This is a genomic window from Mesorhizobium sp. WSM4828 (assembly GCF_055811175.1).
The window spans coordinates 1-19,591 of sequence record NZ_JBVVQK010000057.1 but is presented as its reverse complement, the minus strand read 5'-3'; the positions used below and the strand labels follow the sequence as shown (position 1 = coordinate 19,591).

General features: G+C 57.8%; 17 protein-coding genes and 3 pseudogenes. 7 read left to right on the top strand and 13 right to left on the bottom strand.

Features of this window, described 5'->3' with window-relative positions; all coding sequences use genetic code 11:
- Nucleotides 1–222 (top strand): annotated as a pseudogene (locus AC0L2X_RS31360) (IS66 family transposase); the annotation flags it as partial.
- Between the two features lie 27 nt (nucleotides 223–249).
- On the opposite strand, the gene AC0L2X_RS31355 reads toward AC0L2X_RS31360, so the two are convergent.
- On the bottom strand, nucleotides 250–2,319 hold the full coding sequence (locus AC0L2X_RS31355) for a recombinase family protein (RefSeq protein ID WP_473601068.1): 2,070 nt from the start codon (nucleotides 2,317–2,319) through the stop codon (nucleotides 250–252).
- A complete protein-coding gene (locus tag AC0L2X_RS31350) occupies nucleotides 2,306–2,491 on the bottom strand; it encodes a hypothetical protein (protein ID WP_147377831.1) in 186 nt (61 codons plus the stop codon). Before AC0L2X_RS31350 ends, AC0L2X_RS31355 begins: the two co-directional genes overlap by 14 nt.
- Nucleotides 2,492–2,800: 309 nt before the next feature.
- On the opposite strand from AC0L2X_RS31350, the pseudogene AC0L2X_RS31345 reads away from it, so the two are divergent.
- Nucleotides 2,801–3,031 (top strand): annotated as a pseudogene (locus AC0L2X_RS31345) (transposase domain-containing protein); the annotation flags it as partial.
- Entirely contained in the window at nucleotides 2,983–3,267 is a 285-nt protein-coding gene (locus AC0L2X_RS31340) for a hypothetical protein (RefSeq protein ID WP_473601067.1), read from the top strand. The pseudogene AC0L2X_RS31345 and the gene AC0L2X_RS31340, both read left to right, overlap by 49 nt.
- A gap of 259 nt (nucleotides 3,268–3,526) precedes the next feature.
- Here AC0L2X_RS31340 and AC0L2X_RS31335 read toward each other — a convergent pair whose 3' ends face one another.
- The 4 genes from AC0L2X_RS31335 to AC0L2X_RS31320 all read right to left on the bottom strand — a co-directional run bounded on the left by AC0L2X_RS31335 (nucleotide 3,527) and on the right by AC0L2X_RS31320 (nucleotide 7,609).
- On the bottom strand, nucleotides 3,527–4,012 hold the full coding sequence (locus AC0L2X_RS31335; RefSeq protein WP_473601066.1) for a hypothetical protein: 486 nt from the start codon (nucleotides 4,010–4,012) through the stop codon (nucleotides 3,527–3,529).
- A gap of 124 nt (nucleotides 4,013–4,136) precedes the next feature.
- Nucleotides 4,137–4,304, bottom strand: coding sequence for a hypothetical protein (locus AC0L2X_RS31330; RefSeq protein ID WP_473601065.1), 168 nt, complete (start codon nucleotides 4,302–4,304; stop codon nucleotides 4,137–4,139).
- 337 nt (nucleotides 4,305–4,641) lie between these two features.
- Entirely contained in the window at nucleotides 4,642–7,263 is a 2,622-nt protein-coding gene (locus AC0L2X_RS31325; protein ID WP_473601064.1) for a caspase family protein, read from the bottom strand.
- 7 nt (nucleotides 7,264–7,270) lie between these two features.
- Entirely contained in the window at nucleotides 7,271–7,609 is a 339-nt protein-coding gene (locus AC0L2X_RS31320; RefSeq protein ID WP_473601063.1) for a hypothetical protein, read from the bottom strand.
- 413 nt (nucleotides 7,610–8,022) lie between these two features.
- Here AC0L2X_RS31320 and AC0L2X_RS31315 point away from each other — a divergent pair, with 413 nt between their 5' ends.
- The 4 genes from AC0L2X_RS31315 (at nucleotide 8,023) to AC0L2X_RS31300 (ending at nucleotide 13,460) form a co-directional block, all read left to right on the top strand.
- Nucleotides 8,023–10,167 carry a S8 family peptidase gene (locus AC0L2X_RS31315; RefSeq protein ID WP_473601062.1) on the top strand — a complete coding sequence of 715 codons (2,145 nt, stop codon included), beginning with the start codon at nucleotides 8,023–8,025 and terminating at the stop codon, nucleotides 10,165–10,167.
- Between the two features lie 14 nt (nucleotides 10,168–10,181).
- Entirely contained in the window at nucleotides 10,182–11,384 is a 1,203-nt protein-coding gene (locus tag AC0L2X_RS31310) for a ComEC/Rec2 family competence protein (protein ID WP_473601061.1), read from the top strand.
- 395 nt (nucleotides 11,385–11,779) lie between these two features.
- Nucleotides 11,780–12,217 carry a hypothetical protein gene (locus AC0L2X_RS31305; RefSeq protein WP_473601060.1) on the top strand — a complete coding sequence of 146 codons (438 nt, stop codon included), beginning with the start codon at nucleotides 11,780–11,782 and terminating at the stop codon, nucleotides 12,215–12,217.
- 31 nt (nucleotides 12,218–12,248) lie between these two features.
- Nucleotides 12,249–13,460 (top strand): hypothetical protein, encoded by a 1,212-nt coding sequence (locus AC0L2X_RS31300; protein ID WP_473601059.1) that lies wholly within the window; start codon nucleotides 12,249–12,251, stop codon nucleotides 13,458–13,460.
- A gap of 939 nt (nucleotides 13,461–14,399) precedes the next feature.
- On the opposite strand, the gene AC0L2X_RS31295 is transcribed toward AC0L2X_RS31300, so the two are convergent.
- The 7 genes and pseudogenes from AC0L2X_RS31295 to AC0L2X_RS31265 all read right to left on the bottom strand — a co-directional run.
- Complete coding sequence (locus AC0L2X_RS31295; protein ID WP_473601058.1) at nucleotides 14,400–15,974, bottom strand: gluzincin family metallopeptidase; 1,575 nt, start codon at nucleotides 15,972–15,974, stop codon at nucleotides 14,400–14,402.
- A 217-nt stretch (nucleotides 15,975–16,191) separates the two neighbouring features.
- Complete coding sequence (locus tag AC0L2X_RS31290; protein WP_473601057.1) at nucleotides 16,192–16,746, bottom strand: hypothetical protein; 555 nt, start codon at nucleotides 16,744–16,746, stop codon at nucleotides 16,192–16,194.
- 188 nt (nucleotides 16,747–16,934) lie between these two features.
- Complete coding sequence (locus AC0L2X_RS31285; protein WP_473601056.1) at nucleotides 16,935–17,234, bottom strand: hypothetical protein; 300 nt, start codon at nucleotides 17,232–17,234, stop codon at nucleotides 16,935–16,937.
- Between the two features lie 22 nt (nucleotides 17,235–17,256).
- The gene (locus AC0L2X_RS31280) at nucleotides 17,257–17,919 is read right to left on the bottom strand and encodes an acyl-homoserine-lactone synthase (RefSeq protein ID WP_473601055.1); all 663 of its coding nucleotides are present in this window, start codon (nucleotides 17,917–17,919) and stop codon (nucleotides 17,257–17,259) included.
- Nucleotides 17,920–18,002: 83 nt separating this feature from the next.
- Nucleotides 18,003–18,725, bottom strand: a complete 723-nt coding sequence (locus tag AC0L2X_RS31275; protein WP_473601054.1) for a LuxR family transcriptional regulator — start codon at nucleotides 18,723–18,725, stop codon at nucleotides 18,003–18,005.
- Nucleotides 18,726–18,801: 76 nt separating this feature from the next.
- A complete protein-coding gene (locus AC0L2X_RS31270; RefSeq protein WP_473601053.1) occupies nucleotides 18,802–19,251 on the bottom strand; it encodes a hypothetical protein in 450 nt (149 codons plus the stop codon).
- Nucleotides 19,252–19,287: 36 nt separating this feature from the next.
- Nucleotides 19,288–19,591: pseudogene (locus AC0L2X_RS31265) on the bottom strand (type II toxin-antitoxin system HipA family toxin); the annotation flags it as partial.

Here is a 19,591-nt window from a genome sequence, read left to right as displayed (position 1 = left end):
CCCGCCCAACGCCACGCCGTGCGCCAGGAGCGGAGCGCGCCGCTGGTCACCGAGCTCGAGCGCTGGATGATCGAGACGCGCGACAAGCTCTCGCGCGGACACGATCTGAGCAAGGCCTTCAACTACATGCTGCGCCGCTGGTCATCCTTCACCCGGTTCCTCGACGATGGGCGGATTTGCCTGTCGAACAATGCAGCCGAGCGAGCCCTGCGCGGCGTCGCGAAGACTGATTCATTATGCACCCCCTCTTCAAATGGCGGGAAACAGCGATTTCTGATTATCGTCGTTGATGATACGCGGAGATTTGCGCGCCAAATCGGCCTTGATCCGTTCATCTTCAAGGTCGCTGGCGCGGATCTGGTAGGGCGCGCCGCGCATGACCTGCTCGGCTGGCAATATGCCGTCCCTGACGAACCGGCGGATTTTGACGTGCGACACGCCAAGCTTCGCGGCCGCGTCCGACATGGTAAGCCACTCGCCGTTCTTGTCGGAAGACCGATAGCCGCTGATCTTGTGCACCGTGCGCAGCGATTGGACGCGTCGCGCCGTCCAGGTCTTTCCCTGACCCGTCTTCATGCCCATGCGGTTGAGTGTGGCGGCGATTTCGGCATCCGACCATCGCGTTGCCATGGATCGCATGACCGCCAGAGCCTCCTCAGGCGTACTCTGGCCATGCTCTCCGGATTTGGGTTTGCGAACCCTTACCTGGGAATGCTGGCCCCCATGCCAATGGATGGTCAGGATCACATCGCGCGCGTCGTCATCGACGTCCGCCACAATGTCCTTGATGAGCGCGCGCAGCAGTTGCTGACGGCAGCGCATATCGACACCCGGCGCATTCCAGGCGGCTTCGAGATCCTGGGCGAGGCCGGTGAAGTCAGGGATCGCGTCGACAGGCTCCATACGCTGGACTTCACTGAGCCGGGCCTCGCAGGTCTCCACGCGCCTGAGCGTAGCTTCCCAGTTCCTCTCGAGCTGGGCCGCTATAAGCCGGTTCTCCGGGTCGCAGGCGGCATAGCGGCGCTCGGCGAGCGATGCCTCATAGCGTGCCTGCTGCAGGTCCATCTCGATCATCTGCCGCCGCCTGGCTTCGCTCTCCAGCTGCATCTGTTCAGCCTCCAACGCCGCCTCGATCGCCATCGGCGCAACCGCCTCCAAGGCTTCGCGGGCCACCGCCGCATCGGTGCGAAAGCCGTTGAACGACATGCATCGCGCCTGCGCCATCATGGTGTTGCCCCGCTCGCAACGATAGACCGGGTAACCTTGGCCACGTCCGGCATACGTGACAACCAGTCTTCGCCCGCATCGACCACAGGAGAGAAGACCCGGGAGCAACGCGCGACCGCCGCGCCCCGACTTGACGCCGCCGGCTTTGCCATAGGCGTTGGAGGCGAGAAGTTCCTGGTTCCGTTCGTACTCGCTCCATCCAATATAGCCTTCGTGATGCTCCTTGAGCACCACCGCCCAATCGCGGGCCGGCTTGTAATGACCATAGCTCTTGCGGACGCGGCCATCCACGATCTCGGTGCGCTTCTCGCTCTTACCATAGACATAAGCGCCGGCGTAGAACGGGTTCTTCAGGACGGAGATCACGTTGCGGTAGCGGACCGGAACCCAGGCGAAGGACACCATCTTCTTGCCGTCGGAGGGTCTGGGGAAATGCACGCCATCGTCGATCATCGAGATCAGGACCTGGCGCGCACTGCCGAGTTCGCGGAAACGCGCGAATATCAGGCGAATGGTCTCCTGCAGGCGCATGTCGGGATCAAACCCCAGACCGTAATCCCGGTGCCAGACGTAGCCGAAGGGCACAGAGATGCGCAGTTCGCCGCGCTGTGCCTTGGCGCGGGCAGCTTCGTACATGCGAGCACGCAACACCCCGAGTTCGAACTCGCTTATGCTCCCCTTCATGCCGAGCAGCAGGCGATCGTTCGGCAGCCCCGGATCGTAGACTCCGTCCAGATCGATCACCCGTGCATCGACTTCGCCGCACAACTCGAGCAGCCGATGCCAGTCCGGTCCGTTGCGAGACAGGCGGGACGCCTCCAGGCAAAGCACAGCGCCCACATGACCGGTGCACAGATCGTCGACCAGGCGCTCGAAACCGGGACGTTCCACAGCTCCACTTGCGGTGCGTCCCAAGTCCTCGTCGATCACCTCAACCTTGCGGAATCCCCAGCGCCGCGCGACGTCGACCAGCTCATATTGCCGACGCTGGCTCTCAAGATTGAGCTGCACTTGCGCCTGCGTGGACTGACGTACATAGATGACGGCCTTGCGCTTGAGGATGGTGGCCGGAATCAGATTACTGCTCGTCATCGCGGCTCTCCTCCGTCACGATGCCGGCGGCGGCCATCAGCACATTGGCGAGCCGGGCGATCACGATCGTTCGTTGCGCTGCGCTCAGCCCGACTAGCTTGTGCGAGTCGAGCGGCATGCTGAGCTGGCGAACGATCACGAGAGATCGTGTCGGTGGCGGCAAGGTTCTCATTTTGAGTCTCCCCGATGATGAAACCATCCGGAGAGCCTCGCCGGAAACGGCGCTGGATCAAGAGCTTGTTCAGTTCAAGCAGTGCAGCAAGCGACGCGCGCGGGGATCCCAGATCCATTGCTGCGCACGCCACGGGATCTATCATCCAGGCCGGAGCGGTAATGACATGCCCAGGCACGATGACGAGATGAATGATCCGACCGTTGGCGCGTTCTTCGCTGTTCTCGCAGCGAAGCCGGCGTCCGAAATACGGATGCCAGCGATAATGGACTTCGACCTCCTGCCCAACATGGGCAGAATGACCCCGAGATTGCTCTCGGCAGAAAGTCCTGGCTGTTCTGCGGTTCCGATCGCGGCGGACAGCGCGCAGCCGTTCTCTACAGCCTGATCGTCAGCGCCAAGATGAACGATATCGACCCGCAGGCCTGGCTCGCCGACGTCCTCGCCCGACTGGCCGCCTATCCGGCCCATCAAATCGATGATCTGCTGCCGTGGAACTGGAGATCCGCAAAACTGCAGACCCAACCAGCGGCGGCCTGATCATGCAGCGCAATAAGGTGCATCACGTCTACACCGTCGAACGTGTCGCCAGCGACCTCGGCGTCAGCGAAGCGCTCATCCACGAACTGACCCTCGGTCTCGAGCCCGAGGACGGCGTCATCTGGGTGTACGGCGCCAACGATGACGACGGGATCTTGGCCTTCACCGATGAAGGCTTCGAGGAGGTCAAACTCCTCCTCGAAGAATATCATCGCGTCTCGCCATCGAAAGCTTGACCCCAGCACACCGGTGCTCAGGTCTTCATGGCCACCAAATACGCACGTCTGCGGTCTTCACCGGATGCGTACCTTCGAACTACAGAATCTTGTCGTTAAGAAAGCCGGACCTTCCGGCCAGACGAACAACCTCATCCGCCGCGAAGATATCCTTCACGCACTGGATTGCGAGGTCGAAGATCTTTTTCCGGCCGCAGAGCGTTTCGCTCCGGTGGGCGAGGTCATCGAGAGGAAAGAGCTCACCGTCGCGGCTGACCTTCTAAAAGGTCGCCTTCCCGTCTTCGTTCACGCCGATGGCGGCGTTGGAAAGACGGTTTTCGTTCAGAGCCTGGCCGCGATAATGACGAACGAATTCGAAGTTGTCGTTTATTACCTTCAGCGATGAGAGAAACGGCCTCTCTTCTGCAAACAGCGCTATCGGGATCTGTTCGATAGAATTGTCGACAGAGGCGTATTTTACGGCGACGGCCTTGAACTCTTTATCCGGGCCAAGCTGCGCTCGAAAGAATGGATCCGTTGATGGATCGTTGCGCTGAGGACTGAGGAAGTCGTTCTTTGAAACGCTTTTGAACTGTTCTGGGAGGTCTACCGAGAGGTAAGTGATGTTCTCATCGAGCGCGAGGCAGGCGTTGCCGAGTTTGTCCGGTGGGGATGCCGCGGCGCCTAATGGCAAGCCGATGCAAGAGAGCGCAGCAATGCCAAGAAGGAGCCTGCGGCTCGGTAAGCGCATTTGAGGCAGACTCATTTTGGATTTGCAACGAAGTCTGGGATGACGATCGGGGGCATTGACGCCGCGCTTTTGGCGATCGCGCTCAAGGCGTCGCGCCGAGCCTGATCCTCCTGGGCCTGGTTTTGATTTGCAATTGTGATCAGGGTCTGGCTGCCTTCCCATTGCCTTGGCTTAGATCACCGGATTCAAGGCGGCTTGCGAGGCCCTGTCCGTTTTCATCAATGTCCTCTTCAATTTTCTTGTCGTCATTGGTGCCTAGGTTTCCCGAAAGCAGGCGAGCCGCGAAATCCGCCTCAGCCTCGGTCACACCTTTGCTTTCGCTGCTTAGAGGAATCCGTGATCGGTTGTTTTGTATCGCCGGCGTTGGCGTGGCTCATGGAGAATACAATGCCGAGCATAGTCACGGTTGCGCCGGTCCAGTACTTCGACCGCGTAGCTTTTTTCTTGGTGTCAAGATGTCCCCCCCAATGTCATCCCGTAAAGGCATCATCGGACAAAATCAACCTAAAGGTCAAATCGATTCCTGCTCCTGTGTCCATGGAAAAAGCCGAATGACGGTTCGCTTAGGGCGACAGCGCTATCAGGCAATCGGACTATATAGGATGTCTGCGAAATCTTGGCCTCGATGCACGAAATCGCGCAAGTCACTGTGCGTATTCGACGGTGCGTTGGGCTGGCTCGCCACGGGCGATCTGCGCCCCAACGAGAGTCAGGCCAAGGGCGATACGCAGCTCTGGCTCGGCGGCGGCTGACCGCGCCAGCCGCAGGCTATCCAATGCCCGGACGAAGTCCTGCCGGGGCATGGCCGCGAGCTGGCCAACGCCAACCGCCTGCTCGACGCTGCGGTCACGGGCGTCTCGCGGAAATGATTCCAGCCGATCGATCAATGTCTCGGTAGTGGCCTCAGGGGCCATCGGCCCTGCCTGATGGATAAGCGCCGGCAGAATGTCAGCTCTTAGGGTCGGATCGGCGGCGTGTTGGCGAAGGAACGCGATGTCGCGTTCGGGGAGTTCTCTGGTCCGACCGATTTGCGCCAACGCGACGATCCAGGGGCCGGGTCCCACGATGATGGCCATGCCAGGAGACGACTGGGTGGAGGGATCAGAACCGCCCGTGAAAGGCTCGGCCTTAAATGCTTGAGCCTCCACTTTTTCCAGTGTGCCGGCGGGATCAAGCCCGAGACTGCCCAGCGCCGCGAACATTTCCGCCGTGGACACCGACATTTCCGCGACGTTTGCCGCGGCGCGCTCGATGAGGGCGAACGCGACCTGCCTGTCCGCTTCGGGGACCTGGCTCATGGCATGCGCCAGGACACGGGCCAGTTCGCTGTCTTCGAAATCAAACTCCGATTTCGCCACGCTTTTGCGCGCAGCGATGAGCAGCGTATCGACCAACTGCGGCGATAGTGCGCGAGCGTCGGCGGCGAGGATCAGGAAGTGGGTGAAATAGCTATTCTGTGGGTGGGCGGATTTGGCGAAGATATCAGCCACTGCGTCGACCAACTGCTTGGCCTGCGGGCTGGCGTCTAGGCTTGCGATGATCGTTTGAAACGCTGCACCCTGGGCCGGATCGTCGGGCTCGCCATGAAACTGCTGCAGCGCCTTGGTGCCAAGCGCGATGCGGTCGGTGCTGTCCAGATCAACCCTGCTCAAGGCGAGGCCAAGAACATCGCCATAGCCCATGTCGGCCAGACCCTGGATAAGGAGGCGATCCTGAGGCTCAAGCGGGGCGAGGGCGCGATCGGCGCGCGCCCGGGTGATGATGCCGAGAACATCCGCGACGCTATCACGAACCCTCACTCGTGCGTCTCGACCCCGCTGCGCGTCTGTATTGTAGGTCAGCCATTCCTGCGTCGCCTTGGAGAAGCCCACATACGCTGGGAACGCTGCGACCGGATCCAGGTCCGCGCCGTAGCCAAGGGCGCGCGCGTAGCTCTGCATCGACTCGGCCGTCAGGTCCAAGATCTGGAAATCCATACTGTTGGCGGGGAACGGTGTCGGCTGCGGTGAAAACCGGTCTTGGCCTGGAATGTGCTTCAGAACGTCCGACAGCGCGCCGGATTGGATGTCTGCCAAGGCCATCCAGGCCGACTGCTCCACCTCCGCTGGTCTAGGATCGTCGTCCAGGGGCGCGGCGGGCATTCCGACCAGTGCGGCGTAGCGGGTCGCCGCTGCCGGATCGAGGCCGGCTGCAACGGCGTCGAACCAGCCGCGATAGCCCGCGGAGGTTACATGCGTCCAAATACCGGTCGTGTAACCTGACTGCAAAGGGGCGGCTGCCGCAGCATTTGCCGATATCTCGGCAACGTCGATCCCGGTGTCCACCCGGTTCAGCGGCAGGAGTTTGAGCACGGGTTGCAGCCACCGGGTGCCGTGACGGATGATCAAGGTACCGCTTTGGCCCGGCTCTGCGTAGTAGAGGAGAGTGTAGGCGAGCAGGATCATGGCGACGCCCGCGACTGCGAGCCCGGCAACGAGCTGCCGCAACCGCCTGAGTGCGGTGCCCAGGGGGGTCCGTTCCCGCAGCCCTCTCGCCAGACTGGACACGGGCAAGCCCACGGCGGAGATCGAGACACCACCCTTGACGGGCTCCTGATGGGCACCACCCTTGTGATCCAGCACATAGAGCGGCACCTGTTCGCACAAAACGGGAAAGAGCTCTGAGTCAACATCTAGCCGATCCTTGCGGCCGCCTAGTTGAACAGCATTGCCGGTCTTGAGCAGGTCAAGCAGATGCGCCGTGAAGACGCCATGTCCAATCTCATCGTCCTCCCACGTGAGCTGCCCCTCGCGGGAGGAGGCGATGTAGAGACGTGCGGCACTGTCACCCAAGGCTGAGAAATACTGCATCTTACGAACGATGCCCTCGGCGAAGCAACAATCCAGGATCAGGATCGTCCTTTCCGCGCGGACCGAGCCAATACAGCTGTCGAGCGCCGTCGCGTCGAACAGCGCCAGGCCTTGTCCATTTGGCTGCACCAGGAATCCGGCGTTGGATTCATCGACCAAGCCATGGCCAGAAAGAAACACCAAGCAAAGCTCTAGGGGACCAAGGGCCGCCAAGCTGTCGAAAGCCTGCTCAATTGCATCCGCAGTCGCCCCAGCCTCCGGGACCCTGGCTAGTTTGAGGTCTCCGGGGCGCGGCCAGCAGGTGGTCAGATAGCGCTCAACCTCACCTGCGTCGGCGGGCGCATATTTGAGCGGTGGAAGAGTGGCCCCGGCACCCGCCCGGTAGGCGCCAATGCCAACAATCACCGCGCCGATCACTGCCGTGCTACCAGGTGAAGAAGTTACGGATGCTGGCACTGGGTTTGACCACGACGTTCTTGGCGCCTGCAGCCTGCGGTATGCTGGTCACCAGCTTTTGCAGGATCAATGGCGTGGAGACACCGACGTGGAAGGCGATGATGCCTTCGGCGTGGCCACCAAAATAGAGCCAAGCGACGAACCCGCCGGCAAGGGTCATGGCGATGGTGACCGCCCAGTAGAAAGGGCTGCTTCCGTAGGTTGGCAGCTGAGCAGCTTCGCGCAAATTCCACCAATGCAGCAATTCCGCGATAACTCCGCCGGCGCAACCTATACCAAATACGGCCCAGTCCCCATCGATGACCATTTATCCCCCCTTTGCTCGACTGTCTTCATAGTGCCATGATTTTGCAGTTCGGCGCTAGTATCTGATTAAGAAATTCTCCCTGCAGAAAGAACGTATGTCATCGTGGAAAGATCGAAAAGTGTCCGAAAAGCGTCATTGCTAACACGGGAGTTTTGCGCAATTATAGCGACAAAGCGGGGAGGACTTAATAGCCAAGTAAAATAATAGGTAAGGGACGCCCTCATAATGTTGTGGGCGCAGCCTTTCGCTTGAGCAATCGGTTCATGCAAAAAGGAATTGGCATCAACGCCGGCTCTTCTTGCAGAGCCATTGCGGTAAGTCCGGACACCGTGCTGGTCAGGTATGGGACCAACCGGTACCAGGCTTGCAGGGGAGGGACGGTCTTCCGGTAAGACAGCCGAAGGAGGGGACTCATGACAACCCCAGTGAGATGGCCAGTTCTCGACGACGATACGCTGCGTCGCTTCGTGATCCAGACGTTCGGTCACGCGCGACGAACTCAGGATAGCCCCATAGCTCCGGATGTCTGGATTGCGCTCATCCGTCGGGCCGAACGCGTTGCAAAGGCTCGTCATGCAGACAAATCACTGCCCGACGACAAGGTCGACATCCTTATTACGCCATGGCGAGGCGCCTCACCGGGGGAAATAGCATCGTATTTGCGCGAGGCACCTCGTGACCGCTATGATATTCACGTCGAAATGGTCGCACTAAATAGCGGCTTTGTTGTCGCGGCCGTCGATCTCGGTACGGTCGTCCAACTCGTCATACCCATGACGGATTGGTGGCAGGGCCTCTCGGAACGGTTCTGGACCAACTTGACCGACTACAAGTCCTACTCCGATCTAGAAAAGTCGGGCGACCCATTGTCCAGGATCCTTAGCAAGTGCCGCAACGACGGCATTCAATATTTCCGGCTGGCAGCAGTCGCCGGTTTTGCTCAGGCTTTGAAGGGAGCCAACGCTGCCGATGCGAGAAAGCTGATCAGCATCATTCGGAAATTTGCGGCATTGTCGAAGCACGGCGGGTCGAGCGGGTCTGAAAATCTCGGTCAGGATCAATTCGACTTCGCTAGCGTAAAAGAGCCCACGGCCGAGGATCTGATGAGTTTGATCTGGCCGTTTGAGTATGCCTTCGCTGCTTCACTGAGCGGCCGCGCCCAACTGCGAGGTGACCGCGACTTCGAGTCGTTGTCGTCGTCCGCAGGGAGCCTCGGCCGGAAAGTGAAAAAGGTTCTGAGAGAACCCCACGTTTACGCCGTCAATCTCAATCGGCCCGCCGCGCCGATGCTGTTCGACTCGAGGCGAACTGTGAAGGCGGATGCGGCTCAGAGATTGTTTGAGATCGATACCAGCGCCATGACCTACGCGGTTATCGATGGGGGCATAGATGCGCTTCATCCAGCATTTCTCAATTGGGTCGACCCAGAGCTTGAGAAAGGCATTGCCGACGCCAAAGCCAGGGATGCGGCTGCAGGATTTGCTTCAACGATCGATCAAACCTGTGGTCCATCCGAGAAGTGTGAAAGGCTGAAGCGCTCGCGGATCATCAAGACATACGATTTCACACGTCTGAGGGTAATTCAGAATGCGGCCTATATGCCAAATAACCCCAATCTGCCGCCCGACATCCTCGCGATACTGAACAATCCGGCATTTGCAGATAATATTGACCATCTACGCAAGCGGGGTGACTTCGCCAGAGATCTCGACTGGGCGATCATCGAACCGTTGATCGAAATTCCGCACGATACTGCCGAGGCATACAAGGTGCCATTGAGCAGTCATGGCACGCATGTCGCGGGCATCCTCGCCGCGAAACTCGAGAAACCAGAAGATATCAGAACGCCGCTGATTGGTATGTGCCCTGACCTGAGGATTTTGGACCTTCGGGTATTTGACGACGAGGGCCGTAGCGAGGAATTCACCATTCTGAGCGCTGTCGAATTTGTGGGATGGCTGAACCGGAACCGGGACTATCCAGTCGTACATGGCGCCAACCTGTCTCTGGCGTTGCGCCACTACGTCGACAGCTATGCTTGCGGACGGACGCCCATTTGCGAAGCATGTAACCGGCTGGCCGATTCCGGCACTGTGGTCGTGGTCGCGGCTGGTAACACCGGGTTCGACAGCGAAGCCAAGCAACAAAGCATGGGTCGTGGCTATCGCCAGATAACCATTACCGATCCTGGCAATGCCGATGGCGTGATCACCGTCGGCTCGACCCATCGACGCGATCCGCATGCTTACGGCGTCAGTTATTTTTCAAGTCGCGGACCGACCGGCGACGGTCGCCGCAAACCTGATCTCGTCGCACCGGGTGAAAAGATCACCTCGAGCGTCCCCGGCGGCAAGACCGAGAGCATGGACGGCACATCGATGGCAGCTCCCCATGTCAGCGGCGCCGCAGTCCTGCTGATGGCGCGAAATCCGGAGCTCATAGGCCGGCCAGCGCGAATTAAAGAGATTCTGATGCGCACGGCAACTGATCTTGGTCGGGAGCGCGACTTCCAAGGCGCTGGGTTGGTCGACGTTCTGCGCGCCCTCCAGTCCATCTGAAAAGGACACGCCAAATGGTTATTTTCGAAGCACTCAACGCCCTGTATGGCGACTGCCTGATCTTGCGCTACGACGATCCAAACAATGCGAAGCGCGTGTGGATTATCGACGGAGGTCCGCGCAATACAGCTGTTGGCGGCAAGACCGTGTCCGTCTGGAAAGATGTTCTCTTGCCACGTCTGCAGCAGATCAGCTCCACCAAACCCCTCACGGTCGACCTCGGTATGGTTAGCCACATTGACGACGACCATATCAATGGGATTGAAAGGCTTACCGATGAACTCGTGCATGCCTTGCCACACCCTGGTGACGTGGCGTTTCGCCGCTTTTGGTTCAATTCGTTCGACGAAATAGTTGGACCCGCGCCGGCCGGGCAGGTTGAGTCAAGCGGCGCGCTCGCGTTGCAGCTTTCCAATGCGGCGGCAGGCTTACTTCCGGGGGGCGCGTTCAGCCCTGACGGGGTGGCTGTCATCCAGAGTATTCCCCAGGGCAACAAGTTGGCAGCTAGTCTGCGTTCGCTCAAACTGCAGGGCAACGATCCGCTTAGTGGGGTGGTCGCCGCGCGTGCGGGACAGACTGGGATCGACATCGACGGGGCGACTGTCACGATCATCGGCCCGCTTCAGAACCGGCTAGATGCCCTGCGCGACGCATGGCGCAAGGCTCTCGAGGCCACCTCCGAGTCGGCGCGAGTTACCGAGCTTCAAGGGCTTTTCGCGACAAAATTGGATATCTCCGTTCCAAACCTGTCCTCGATCGTTGTTCTCGTCGAAGTCTCCGGAAAAAGTCTATTGCTGACAGGCGACGCACGCGGAGATGACATCGTGGCCGGCTGGAAGCAACTCAACCTGCCGGATTCGGCTCGCAAGCTCGATCTGATAAAAATGCCGCACCACGGCAGTTCCGCGAACAGCCCGCGGGAGTTCCTGCAATTCTTTGAAGCGGAGCACTATGTCTTTTCCGCAGACGGACACTATGACAACCCCGACCCGCCGGTGTTAGAAGGTCTCGTTAGTATTCATGCCAAGCGTAATATTGTGCTGCATTTTACCAATTCGAACATCACCTGGAAGAAGCCCTACAAGCTCGCGAAAGGTGGCGCGCAAGTATCGACGCTACCTGACCTACTTGTCGCGCTTCAAGCTGCATATCCCGGTCCCTGGAAATGGCAATTTAGGCCGTCTAACAGTCTCTCAGTCGAGATTCCGATCGAGTAGCGCGATGCTGCGGGGCGCGGACCTAGAATGCGACCGTCGCTTGGCGGTCGGGCAACTCACAATGCGCCGGGAGTCGTCGGAAGTAATTGATGCCAACGAACACAGCGATGTCTGTCATTTCCGACTCCTGGAATAGTTCACCTGCGGTACAGCATTCAAGCCAAAGTCCGTCGAGGAGGCCATTGATCGCAATGGCCAGCAGGGAGAGCCGAACAGCAACGATCTCGTGCCGCCGGCTGAAGTGGATCTTAGGCGCAAGCTCAGCGCGTGCCGCACGGATTCTTGGCCTCACCTCAACTGGGGTTTATTTCAATCTCATCTCTATAACTGGTATTGACGAAATGAATAAACATTGATTTCCTTGCTCATCAGTTGTCAGCCTGGGGGAGGGTGACTTGAATCTTGTGTCTGTTTCTCAACAAGAAATAGAGGATCGGCTGATTGACTACTTCGCGGGTCATTTTGGAGACGATCCTTCAGTCCTGACCCCAGCGACCAACATTCCAAAGATGTACAATCTTGGCGCTTCTCAATGGGCGATGTTTGCGGACGTTTTAAGTCAGTTGTCCTGGATGGTGAAACTCCACGTTCGCCTTGCACAAAAGGAAATGGTCACAGTTCCTCAAATTCAACAGTTGGCCAACCTAACCGTTCGCAAGCTACCGCACGTGGTGGCCATCCCGACGCTGACCTCGGAGATACTGAGCCTTGATAGCTTTATGAAGGCTCACGAGTCTTTGGCGTTGGAGAGCGCGCTGAAGGCAGAAAAGCCTGCGCCGAAGAAAAAGGCAAAAAACAAGAAGGCGAAGGCCAAGAAATTGGCCGGCGCCTAAGATCGCTCGCTTTCTTTGTGGGGGCTTGGAAATGACATACCGTTTGGCACTCATTGTTGTTGCAATGGCGCTTTTCCCAGGTACGGCCGCGGCAAGGGCTGTGGCCTGCAAATACACTGGCTCCGCCGGTGCTCCTGGCAGTTCGCCGGAATGGCGGGTGTTTCTGCTGCACAAAAACAGCCCAGTCTTTCAAAACTACGACGCAGACTGTGACGGAGACCTTAGTGCCGATGAGGTCGCCAAATACGCCAGCGATGAGGAGGCAAAGGTAGCGTCGGCATTGCACAGTGTGGAAAGACATGCGGCAGAGGGCCACCCAGTTCACGTGACTCCGGATGGAGAAACCGTACCCGTTGTCATCGGGAAGAATGATCCGGAGAAAGATCCTTGTCCCCCTGGCTGGCGGTTCCTGTTGCGCGACAGTTTTGAGGACGTGTCGATTTTCACATGTCCGAAAGTGGCCAAAGATGCGAAAGGAGCGCAGTTCGACTGGAGCCGTGACAAAGTTTCCGACAATAGCGTTTGGTCGGCGAAGGGTGTTGCTGCTCTTGGCTACAGCGTCAAGTTGGATGAGCCCAGCGATCCTTTCACGCCCTACGTCGTCGGGTATGCGTTTGCGCCATCTCTCTCGTTCAATCGAGTGGTCAACACTCTGGTGAGCCAGAAATCGAAGAACATAGATGTGCTTTCCATGGCTGCAACCGGTGAGGTGGCAGTAGGAAACACGCTGGGCGGAACGCAATATTTCAGGCTTAGACCAGCGCTTAACACGACCTTCGACGGTGACCCTCGCTCCTGGTCGGCAACTGCGGAATGGCAGCCTTATTGGATTACGGATGGAATATCGATCAGCGTCCCGAATGGCTTAGGGCCTTTTACGTGGGAGTTAGACCCAATCGCTCGACTGATTTACAGTGAGAAGCTGGGCGATGTGACATCGCCGATATTCCAGGATGACGATCACTCACTGCGCTTGGGTGGTGTGCTATCACTGACAATCAAGCCGAAGCAGAACGACGAACTCGTTCCAAAATGGCTCCAACCGGCGTCATTGTTTACGACTTACGAGTGGTTGGAAGATTTGGAGTCTGGTCGGGATTATTCATTGCTTAGCGCAGGCCTCAATTTCGCGTTGGATGAGGAAGGTCATACGGCGCTGAAATTGAGCTATTCGCATGGCGATGTTGAAGAGACTGGCCAATTTCAGGATCAGGCGAAAATCGGCATAGCGGCGAAGTGGTGAGTGTGCGGGTGGAGTGAATTTCTGAGGTGTAATCGCGAAATGGGCACCCTATGCTGAGACAGGGCGAACGTCAGGCGGATGTGCGCAAGACGCAAGGAAAACTGATAAGACTGTGCAGCTGACAAAGTGTGACGCATTGTAAGATCACCCTGGTCCCAATTTAAATACGCTCGCCTTTCTACTATAGAGTCAAATGGCGCATATGCATTTGTCCACAGTAGAGTGAAACTTGTTCATGTCGTTGCCAGATCGCAAAAGCGAACATTGTGAGCGAGAGGACAGCCCAAGAATATAGCCGCCAAAACCCGGTCTCGATCACGGCGCGCCTCGGAGGTGGGGCCGCGCGAGCCCATCGAACAAGTCGGCGTTGCCTGTCCGGATTTTTCGTTACGGATGCACGCGAATTCGAGCCCGGTCACTGTACGCACGCCGTGAGCTCAGTTTCGACGAGGATCGAGTTGCGACACCGCCAAGTACCTGTCTTATCGCGGTGCGCGAAGGCGAGAAGAAATAGGCCCCGGCTGACGGATAGACCCATTCAACCCCAGTTGGCGCGTCTAGCCTGATTTGCTCGGCTCCCACCAGCATGAAGCGGGCGCGTTCATTTCCGCGGGAAAGGGACCATCGAGCTTGAATGCTGCGGAGTGGCATTACCTTGCATTGACGTTTTCCTGGCGATCGAATGCCATGAGCCCTATATCTGATCGTAGAGCTAAATCATGCTCCCATTGACTGTGACACGAATGGAGATCGCGATGAACAAGAGACCAGATTCATTAGGCCCGGCCGCCAAAGGTCAACCGGTCAGTGAAGAAGACGTGTTACTGCGCTCGCTGCGTGCGCATGGCCAAGTGGCAGAGAGCGAGGACCCCGATACCCCGCTGCGTCCAGGCCAAACGCATCTGTACGTCAAGAAATCAGGCGAAACTACCGGCTACCTCATTGAGAAGCGGAAGTCATACCTAAGTCGCTGACGCATTCGAAGCCACTATGACACCCGCAACCAAAACACACGCGCTCCAGAACAGTCTCCTTGCCACGACGTTTTAGAGCGTGCGTTGGCCGGTTGCCCGAGGCGGCAAAACCCGCCGGCCTGATCTTTTTTGAGGTTCCATCGTAGTCGATCAGGTTGCGCCGGACGAGCGTCGCAACAAAGCTTCTGACTTCCGTCGCAATCGTTACGCCGGAATCAATGGATCCCAACACCGCGGTTGCCCCTGCGACAGCTCCCACTATTGCTACCTGGGGCGTATACGCCTTCACGTCCGCTAAGCGCTCTGACAACCCGCTGAGGTCGACCGCACGGTAGCCTGTCACAACGCTGCTTTCCGAGGGGCCCATGCTGAACGCCTTAGCTTCGAGCCTTGTATCACTTGCGGTATCAAACATGGACCGCAATTGCTGCTTGATCGGACCGGAGAGGGTGGCGCTGAAGGCCGCGGCTCTGCCTTTCGCCTTCTTACCAACATGCCTTGCCAATGCGGCGCGCGGTGCAAAGAGAGTTGTTATACCTAATTGGATGCCATGACGATCGAAAGCTTTTTTGATGTGGGCTTCATTTGCTCCAGTCCCGTCGGCGCTAGTGCCCTGGCTGCGGTCGGCAAGGATCATCGCGCGACCGACCGCTTCAAGAAAGCGAGGCTTGATCTGGGCTGCCTTAACTGCCTCAGCGAGCAACCTAGTAGCCGTCTGGCACGCAGTCCACAGCGCCGCCTCGCCCTTGGCGCCTGCGCGAAAAATCTCGCCAATGAGGTCATAATAGCAACCGCTTGTAAGCTGCCCGAAGCTGTGCATTTCGTCGATGAGAACGCTAGGCTTCCCATCATCTGGCAACGATTGGGGGAATGCCCAATTAAATTTGTTCAGCGCATGACGGGGCTTAGCCGCATTGTGGTTCACGCCCAATGCCTTGCCTATAGCAGCTGACAATTCCTCGGCTGTTGCCTCTACAAAATTCCCATTTGACAGGGTCGCATCGCCTTTCAGGATGGCAAGTCGCGTGTCGCGATCAGACAGAGCCGTCATTACCGCGATGCAGTCGCCAAATCCTTCATGAAACGCCTGTACCTCGAGCATGTTGACATTCCAAAGGTCGGGTCGAATTGCGTCGAGAATTGCGTGCCCGGTCTCGTGAGAGACCACGTCTGTGCTGGAACCCGAATAGATAACTATCTTTCCAAGCGGGAATTCAAAAAATGAAATGCTGTCGCGATCGTAGTATGCGTTCAGATCCTGTCCAGCATTCGGATACAGATTTAGACGCTTCTTGGTTGCCATCCCCATCCAGCCGACCAAGGGTCCTGCAATCGCTTCAAAAGTCGTCAGAGCCCGCAAAGCCGCCTCGCGCGCCTGCCAGGCCACAAATTCAACAGTGCTAACGGCATAAGGTTGCTGCGGTGGCAGTTGGTCAACCAGAAAGCCCGCCCGCGCCGCAGTCGGGTCAGCGGCAGCATTGATAACTTGCGCGGCGGCTCCAGAAACTGCGGGATCGTTTGCGATAAAGTTGATTGTCATGCGCCCCTCTCGTCACTTCTGTCGTCATATGCTGTTTGACAGCGATTGATACCATATTATTACTTGTGAAGCAATTTATATAATAGATCATTTATCGTCAATACGAATGAATTGCTTGATTATCCTCACAAAAATATCATTTTTCTCGCCAAACGTCGCTTATTATCCGTTGGCGTTCAATTATATTGCCAGTAATATTTCTATATTGCAAAAATCTCTAGTTTGTTCCTGAAGCGATCGCAGCCGAGGCGGTCCGCATCGGTTGGTGGGTTGCTACGGTTAACTGCGCCGATACCTGGCGCAGAAGGTCACGTGATCTCAAGCGGCCTAGCCAAGCCGCCTCCTTCGGCGACTTTTGGCGTTGGCCGTCGCGAAGCACGCTATTGCCGGAATAGAGGGTGCGTTGGTCTATACCGACCGGTTCGAGCCAATCGGAGGCTTTCATCTCGCCGCTGAGGCCGTAGACCGCGAGGGCATTGTCATAGGTTACCTTGCGAACGGCCTCTGCCGGAATCCCCCGCTGGATCATCAGTAGAGCGGTCTTTGGAACCGCGAGAGGATCAGAGACGCCCCAGTCACAGGCCGAGTCGACAATGATGTGGTCCGGCCCGTATTGATGCACTAATTCGGCCATACGGGCATTACCCATCTTCGTGCCTGGATAGATGGAAAAGGCTGCCCAAAAACCGCGATCCAACACCTCGTGCACAGTCTGTTCGTTGTTGTGATCGATAACGCAGCGCGCAGGGTCATGCTCTCGCAGCACGTCCAATGTGCGCGTTGTGCCGCGTGTTTTGCCCCTTTGCGGTGTGTGGATTCGCTGGCCGGCCGTTGATAAACATCAAAATATTCTGTTCGAGAGTCTATATCACGAAAATATCCGGCATACCGGTCAGGGTCATCCATTTGCTATCCTCCGCCAGTTAGATGTTGGATGCGCATGCCTTCGTATTTTCTTCCCTATTGTTGGTTTGCACAGGTTTTTTTAGCGTCAGGCTTCCATTCGGCGGCCTTGAGAAGATCTCCCTGCTGACAAGTATCTTGATCGCCGGACACCGTTCCGGTCACGGTGCCGTAAGTTCCTACCGCGGGCTTCGGGCTGGCATGCGTAATGTTATAGAGTTTATCGCCGGCTTTCATCATAACGCAGCCCGCTTCAACACCCGCTTCCGCGCACCCGGTGGCTGTGACCTGCTGGGCCTGGGCACCAGCTGCAAGCCCAACGAGGATTGTTGCAGTGATGATGACCGCCTTTTTCATGGTTTCCTCCAAATTTCGATCGTTATTGTGCAGACACGCGCTGCAGGTTCTTGCTGCGTTCCACGAAGGGCCTTTGAATGCCGCGCCGAACAAGCAGCGAATGCCCAATCCCAAGTATCTTGCGAACACTCGCCAGCGCCGCGTCATTCACCTCGATATAGGCGACGATGTACCACTCACCGTTTTCTTCCCTGGCCATGCCCATTGGCTCGGCACGCCACTTCAGTGCGCCATGGTGGGGCATGAAGTATGTCTCCTGGACACCGCCCACCGCGTTGAGACCCTCGTCGAGCGCGTATTCCATCACTGCGCAGCACAACTGCGTCAGCGTTCCCCTCAGTCCGGCAGTTCGCTTGTCGGGAACGACGAATGTGCGGGTCCATTCGGTCCAATCGGGACGTCTTGGGACGCCCGATTTTTCGCACATGTGAGAAAAGACCTCCGAGGCCATGTGCGGCTCGCTCGTTGGGATCAATCGAGCCGAAGTCACTACGCGATCGTCTTCAATGCCCAGCAGGTATGTCGCCGCGTCTGTATCGAATTGATCCAGCTCGCGACCATCCGGGCTCGGAGGGCGCCAGCGTTTTTGATGCACGAAGAAATCGTGCCGACGGCGCAGAAACTCGTCGAATTCGTTTTCGTAGAGATGCTTGTTATGCGCATTGACTACGTGAGCCGTTATCATGGCACGATCCCCCGATCATTCTCAAAGGGATACTCGCAGTCGCGCTAATATACGTCACCTGTCCGATGGGACAGTTGACACGTTCACGGGTGGATCAAACGCCTGCGCACCGCTTCGACAACAGCTTGCGTGGTTGTGGCGACGCCAAAAGCCTCGCGAGCCCGTGTCGAGTGCCATTTGACGGTGCGCTCGGTCAAACCAAGGATTTGGGATGTCTCCGACGAGGTCTTGCCGGCCGCGGCCCACAACAGCACCTCTTTTTCGCGGTCGGTCAGCAAACCCTGATCACTATCATCGTCAGTTGACAAGGCCTGGATCGACATACCCGCATAGACTGCCATCGTCACCAGTTGCACCTGCTGTCGCGGCGAGAGAGTGCAGGACTTCGCGGACGACGCAAATGATAGCACGGATTGCCAATGGTGGACGCTCAGCATCGGGACGGCAAAACCACTCCAGATGCCGAACTCGGTCGCTTCGCCTGCAACGCGTCGTGAACCCTCGGTATCGGACCATTTGGAAGGGACGTCGGCCCAGAGGAACGGCTTCAAGGTTTTTGCTGAATAAATGCAAACGCCGTCAACAGCGGCATGCTCGGCTTCGACATAGCGTTCGAACCAGCCCGCGGGCCAGCCATTCAGTTCAACCATAGGCGCAAGCTTCTGCCCGCCAAGTGGAACGCCACTCAGGATAAGGTGCTCAAAGCCGAGATCTCTCACTGTTTCAAGCAGGTCGTTCAGAAGCGGCCCGGTTGCTGTGTGCATCCTGCAGCGTTCGACAAAGTCGAAGACGTCTATATCGATCATGCCGCAGACCCCCAGACTCTACATCGCGGACAACCATACCTTAAATTCATAACTCAGATTAGAGGCTTCGAATATCTCAATAGGTGTGCCTGAGGCGCAGATAGCGACGAAACGGTCGACTACAATCAACGGGCCGCGGCCAATCGGCATTCCGTGTTCGTTGGCAGCGCAGGCGATCCAATCGGGCAGATCGCCACGCGACAGGGAGTGTGACCCGTCGGCGACGATCGAGATCGATTGTTCGGCTGCCGAGATGGGCGAAGATCGATAGATTCAAATAGCGCTCAAGATAGGCGCGAGCGACGAAACGCGCGAACAAACCTGACAAGGCGACTTTGACTTCACGCGCCTGTCCGAGCGGGTCCTTGAAGATGAATGGCGTTCCCACGCCGGTCGGTGCGAGCAATGCGTCGAGGATCGACCAAGCACCGTAAGCTGCGCCGGGCGTCTGCAGCACTTCCCGAATGCCTGCATCCTTGATGTCTGAGACTTCCAAATCGACGGTGGCGCCCGTGACAGGGCTCAATGCTGGGAGATCGAAATTGTGCAGGAAGGGTCCTCGTCATAGCGCCAGCGCCTCTTTGAGATCGTCGTGCTCGAAGGCGCTGGCCATGCGGTTGATCTCGGCTGGGCGGGCGCCGACCGCCTTGGCGGTATCGTGCCAGGTTGCGGTCACGGTCGCGACTTCTTTGATTATTGCGCGGGCCTGGGGCAGTGTGAGCGCGAAAAACTCCGACGCGGCTTCCAGCAGATCCAGCGAACAGGTGCCCTCATCGAGATCGATGTTCATCGTCAGCACCCGGGCCTTGAGATCGGTCGGAACGGGATTGAGGTCGTATGCCGGCGAGAGAGACCAACCCGCCTTT